The organism is Moorena sp. SIO3B2 (assembly GCF_010692525.1).
GTDB classification, from domain to species: domain Bacteria; phylum Cyanobacteriota; class Cyanobacteriia; order Cyanobacteriales; family Coleofasciculaceae; genus Moorena; species Moorena producens.
In genome coordinates, this window is sequence record NZ_JAAHHE010000368.1 from 1 (window position 1) to 5,776 (window position 5,776).

Genomic DNA, 5,776 nt, shown 5'->3' on the forward strand with positions numbered 1-5,776 from the left:
AACTATAACACGCTTTGATAGCATTTTTTTAGGTAAGCTAAGTATTATCAAACTATCTGCTTTTGAACTTGCCTTTATCCCCTCTGGGGTAACTAAAGGAGTATCTGAAACAGGGCTATAATCCCTTGGTGCTTTAGCAATCTGAATTTTAGAACCTTCCTGATCAGTATAGATTTTAGGAGTCATGACAGGAAGGGTTTCTTTAATCTTATTTTCGATGTACTCATGTAACTCATCCAGAGAAATCACCCTATCCCCATTCAAATCAGCTTCTCCCGTTTCAATGCCTTGTACCAAATACTGAGTGTAAATTGAGAGCTGTTTGTCCAATTGACTAAAGGAATAGTCAGTTGAAGAGGCGAGAATAGCACGCCCTTCTCCTCCTAATTGATTTTGAAGATCGACGGAGCGATCATCTTTAACCAGTAGGCCCTTACGAAAAGCTGCACTAAAGCAGCAGTCGAGGATAACGACTTGTCGCTTGGAGCGGCTACCATTCATGATGTTATGGATAGCCCTAGCAGAAACGGCTGTTGTCTTAACTAGTTCCCCCTGTGAATTCTTACGAGTAATACGAGTTGTTAAATACAGTTGATTGCTGCTATCTTTGACACCGTGACCTGAAAAGAACAGTAACACCAAATCATCTTTTTCAGAACTAGCGAATAACTCTTCAATAGCCTCTTCCATTTCCTGTCGATCAGGATTGCTGAGAGCTTTGACATCAACAAAATTTCCCAGTTGTGGGGAACTGAGTATTCCTTTGATTTCCTCTAAATCTTTGGTTGCGCCAGGTAGTGGCTTTAACCCCTTTCCATATTTACTGACTCCAATCAACAGCGCTCGTTTGACCCCTTGTGATTGGCGAGCATCCTTTACATGGAGCTGTTTATGGCTTGGCTTGTCTAGCACAACTGGCTGATTTAGACGTTGAAATGACTCAATTGGACGTTGAATTAATTGAGCATCTTGCACTTGCATGAAAATCACAGGTGTGGCAAAATCCCGTTTCCGATATCCTGTTGATTCATGGAGACTAATTTCTCGTCTTCCTTCCTGTACTGCTATATCCGCTGGCTTCCCTTGAGCTAATTGTTTATAAAAGTGGCAGGCAAATCGGCTAGCTGTGCTGTTAGACACGGGATACTGCATTGCCACGAGTACAGGAATAATTTGCTGCACAACCTTGGAAGCTAGCCCTACAGATACTTTCGATGTAGACTCCATTGCTCCCTGACATGCCTGCAACAAAATAATTCTAGGTCGATGCTGATTCAATAGCTCACTAAAGTCATTGGCGCTAATCCACCGTGCCTGATCAAATTCATCCACCAAGGCAATTTCACCATTTTCATTCTGAAAACGACCATGACCGATGAAATGGAAAATGTGAGGCTTTTTCCTGAGAATGTTATCAATAGCTTTGCGGCTAGCTGGATTCACTACTGGTAACAATTCCACCTGCTCTGGTTGTTCCTGGGCTAGTGTCTCTATCGCCGCCTGTACTTCTTCGTAGGCAACTGGATTTAAATCTGTGGGTGCAGAGACAACTAAGGCAATCCGCATTTTTTCATTTGCCCCTGACTCCATCGGTGGTGCTGAAATCCGCTGTGAGGGCAGGCGCGAGAAGACCAAAGCAGGTGCAGTAGCCAACCACATTGTTCCTGAGTATTTCTTCTCGGGTAAACACATAAATTCCCACGGGAACGCTGCCACTTCAGGCATCTTTCGCTCATCTATATGTAGTTCTACCCGTAGCAGTTGCTGTTTAGTGTGAACAACTTCGTTATAAAATGCTATAAAGTCATCGCAAAGTTCATCATCAAACAAGGTATCAAACAACGCTTCTCCCAGAAACCTCGACTGGTTAGCATCGTTTAATCCGTTTTGACGAACCTTCTCAATCAACTCCTTGACTTCTGGGGTGATCTTATCCTGATAGCGAAATATTCCAGGGATTCGATTATTGGGCTTTCCAGGTTCTTCCTTTTCAACCCGCACTCTACGAGGATTTATCACGCAGATGCGATAAATGTATTTGGCTCTAGTCATAGCGGTCTGATCAGATAAAGCTGATGAATTGGTAAGCATACGCGCTACGCGCACGCTACTTGAGGTGCGGTCAGCGGTCAGCGGTCAGCGGTCAGCCTTCAGCCTATGTGCTACGCGCACGCTACGCGAACAGCCTTCAGCCGTCAGCCGATTTTATTCAAAAGCGTGGCACAGGCTTCGACGCTGTGACGCATAAGCTGATAGTTGATAACTGATAGCTGAATGCTGATAGCTGAATGCTGATAGCTGAATGCTGATAGCTTACCATAGATTTACAACCAAAAGATGCACCCGATTTAAGTCGCTAAATCCTGTTGAAGATTAGCTTTCGGCAGGTTCAATATCCATTCCTTAACATCACTACGACTGAATTTAATTGCTGCCTTATTCTTATTTCGTATTAAGGTTTGGAATCTATCTGCCAGATCACTGAAAACATCACGGATATCAGCAGTTAACCAGTTCATATCCGGCTCACCCCAGGCGATCCCGCGCAAATTAATAGACTTTATTTCCTTAGGCACTTTAAAGACAATTGCAAATTGGACTGTCAGTATTTTTTGGATTTCCGGCTCTTCAATCCGCCAGTAACACCTTGAGTTACCTTCACCTTGGGAAATAATTTCAAAGTGACCAGCTTCGTAAGCATACTCAGGAATGACAATGAATGCTTTGAGTTCGTTCTTATTTCCTACATTAGCTTTGAGCTCCGCAGGAATAGTTGTAAATTCGGCTAGTTCAGTGCTATCAATCCCGATACTCCAATCAAGATTGCTATTGATACCTAAATTCATGCCCACCCCGAAGTTCATCACAGGTCGCCATTGGCTTTTGGGGAAAATAGACTGAACGATGGGCTCTTTTTCTCCTTTGGGACTGAAGTCAAGCTCACAGCATAATCGCCAAAATATAACCCCTGGTTTAGGACGCAAATCGACAGTCACAGTCATGTAATAGAAATCAAATGCATCACGCATTTGCTGTCGATAAATATTGGTCAATCCCTCTTCAGTTTCTTCAAATAGGTCTTCGGTAAGTAATATCAACTTATCCCTAGGATTGCCAAAGATAACTCTACTTTCCTGCAAGTTTTTAACGGCGGTTCCACCTACACCAAGCTTTGTACTTTCATCCAGGGGACTTTCCCATTTTTTCACTTGCTCAAATAGGTCAGCCAATAAAGTCTCAGCTTCTTGGGGATTCGGTCGGGAAATGTTTTCATCGGTCATTGACTTCAGCTCTCTTTACATTGACAAAGTTACTCATATTTGAAAATATTGTGTAGGGTGCGTTAGGGGGGCGATCATTTTCTGCCTCGTAGCCAGGGTTATGTTGCTGCCCGTAACGCACCACCGTGTCAAACAGCAAAAACGAGATATACCCGTATAGCACAAGCCACAATCACACAATTATTGATTAAGTTACTGGCAAGCTGCATCTACAGCTTCGATGGATAAGGGGGAAGTTAGAGAAGTTAACAACCAGCCTTTTCAATCAAATCCGTAAATTTACCAGACTATAAACTTATAAAAATTAGTATTATCTGATTATCTAGTATGATGAGCTATCAGGGTTGTAATTGGGGTAACAACAACTTGTCTAGCCAAACCATAACAAATAGCTATATTTTTAAGATTATTTACTTTGAGTATAGTTTATTTGATAATACTATACCACAATCCGGAACAAGAGGAACCAACTAGAGACAATTTTAATCTAATCTTTTATTCTTTCATCAGATAAAATAACCCCTTTCCAAATAGGTCATGAACACTAAGGCGGATTTCTGATCACATCAAAAAATCCCGGAGTCCTTTGCTAATATTCTCTTTCAGCTGTTTCTTGTTTCCGGTTAGAGCAATTCTCTGTTTACATCTCATTTGAAAACCCTAATGTCCCTGAAACAATCGATAAATTTTAAGACTTATGAATTGACAAAAAAGCAAAAATGTGCATAGGAGAGAATAGAAAAAGCGATCGCATTCCCTATGGTCGAGTAACAAAGGGTTCCAGGAAAGCGTTCCCGTAGCGTGACCTACGGTCAATCGCATTTCCATAACAAAGGCAACAGGGTAACCATTCAGCCGTCAGCCGTCAGCGGTCAGCGGTCAGCGGTCAGCTTTCCCTAACTCAGATAAAAAAATGCTTACCTGTTTTATTCAAAAGCTGATGACTGATAGCTGATAGCTGATAGCTGATAGCTTACGCAACAGGCAACAGGCCAGAGCTGATATTTCGATAATGCAATAGTTTTATAGAACCCTTTTATCCTAATCATCCTACAATCTCTACACATCCCATACATCCCACAGAATTAGAAATTGCGACAATGCAATAGTTTTATAGAACCCTTTTATCCTAATCATCCTACAATCTCTACACATCCCATACATCCCACAGAATTAGAAATTGCGACAATGCAATAGTTTTTAGCACCCTCTTATCCTGTTTAACTTGCTACACCCACTCATCCCATTCGTTTCTCTTTTAAATTGTGACAGTGCAATAGTTTTACCATGCCCTGGCATTTTCCGAAAAAGTGTGTTAAAGTAATAATATCGTGAAAGCAATGGTTTACGACCCATGATGATTTCTACCGCACAAGCCGCTGAATTACTTGGTGTTTCTGCCACTCGCGTCCGTTACCTTCTGGGTAAGGGCAGAGTTAAAGGCGCTTATAAGGTGGGTAGAACTTGGGTAATTCCTTTGTTTGATGGCATGCCGGTGGTGACTCCTGGCACTCGCGGACCAAAACGGAACTGGTCAAAGCGTACAGAGTACACTAAGGCTGTGATCCACGTTAATCAGAAAGTCATTCGCCAAAATCTCAAGACCGGAGAGCGTAATCCTGTGATTACGGTGAAGCGAGGCTCTAAAAATGTTTACGGTCATACGGTAGAGGTCAATGGCCCCTGTCGGGTGATGTATCGTCCAGATGATCCCCTCAAGTGTGGAGCACGGGTCTGGATTGAGACGATTTCTGATTTTGAAGTAATATCGGCTTGATGGGGAATTTGCGATAGCGTAGCGTGACCTTAGGCCAATCGCATTCAAATCGAATCAACCAGAAGCTGGCTTATCCTTGATGAGGGAGACTTTAGCGATCGCGTTTTTTAGCAATTATATTTTTTTGCTTCCATAATAAGTATGGACAACTTAGTCATTACATTACTAAACTGTTGTCCATTTATATTGGATATTATTCAGTGAGAAGCAAAACGAAGCAAAACCGTCAAACCCTATCCCTCTGCTCCCGACTCCCGACTCCCGACTCCCGACTCCCGACTCCCGACTCCCGACTCCCGACTCCCTACTCCCTTGCTGTCAAGACCAGCTTAGCCACTAAGCAAAGCTTCCACAAATTCATAACTAGAGAAAGGCCGTAAATCTTCAATCCCTTCCCCTGCACCAATAAAGCGAATCGGTAAACCCAGTTCCCGCACTACTGCTAAAGCGACACCACCTTTGGCACTTCCATCCAATTTTGTCAATACCACTCCACTCAGTTTTGCCGCCTCTGAGAAGACTTGTGCTTGACGTAAACCATTTTGACCCAAAGTAGCATCCAGCACTAGCAACGATTCAACTTTGGCATCTGGGGCTTTTTTAGCAACAATTCGCCGAATTTTCGCCAATTCCTCCATTAGATTTTTCTTATTTTGCAATCGTCCTGCTGTATCCACCAACAGTAATTCGGTATTTCTAGATTGGGCAGCACTAATAC

General features: G+C 42.7%; 6 protein-coding genes. 3 read left to right on the top strand and 3 right to left on the bottom strand.

From position 1 onward, the window contains the following. Positions 1 to 2,052: caspase, EACC1-associated type (locus F6K38_RS33780; RefSeq protein ID WP_287359466.1), on the bottom strand; the 2,052-nt coding region annotated here is incomplete at its 3' end. Positions 2,053 to 2,080: 28 nt separating this feature from the next. On the opposite strand from F6K38_RS33780, the gene F6K38_RS33785 reads away from it, so the two are divergent. After that, a complete protein-coding gene (locus tag F6K38_RS33785; RefSeq protein WP_154659651.1) occupies positions 2,081 to 2,248 on the top strand; it encodes a hypothetical protein in 168 nt (55 codons plus the stop codon). Between the two features lie 100 nt (positions 2,249 to 2,348). Here F6K38_RS33785 and F6K38_RS33790 read toward each other — a convergent pair whose 3' ends face one another. After that, complete coding sequence (locus F6K38_RS33790; protein ID WP_008178504.1) at positions 2,349 to 3,281, bottom strand: hypothetical protein; 933 nt, start codon at positions 3,279 to 3,281, stop codon at positions 2,349 to 2,351. Between the two features lie 1,354 nt (positions 3,282 to 4,635). Between F6K38_RS33790 and F6K38_RS33795 the strand changes: the two genes are divergently transcribed. Beyond that, the gene (locus F6K38_RS33795) at positions 4,636 to 5,058 is read left to right on the top strand and encodes a helix-turn-helix domain-containing protein (protein WP_044492023.1); all 423 of its coding nucleotides are present in this window, start codon (positions 4,636 to 4,638) and stop codon (positions 5,056 to 5,058) included. A 200-nt stretch (positions 5,059 to 5,258) separates the two neighbouring features. Next, complete coding sequence (locus F6K38_RS33800; RefSeq protein ID WP_287359468.1) at positions 5,259 to 5,438, top strand: hypothetical protein; 180 nt, start codon at positions 5,259 to 5,261, stop codon at positions 5,436 to 5,438. Here the strand turns inward: F6K38_RS33800 and F6K38_RS33805 are convergent. Continuing rightward, the coding region (locus F6K38_RS33805; RefSeq protein ID WP_502709627.1) for a P-loop NTPase family protein at positions 5,388 to 5,776 on the bottom strand (389 nt) is incomplete at its 5' end. The two genes, F6K38_RS33800 and F6K38_RS33805, sit on opposite strands and share 51 nt — an antisense overlap.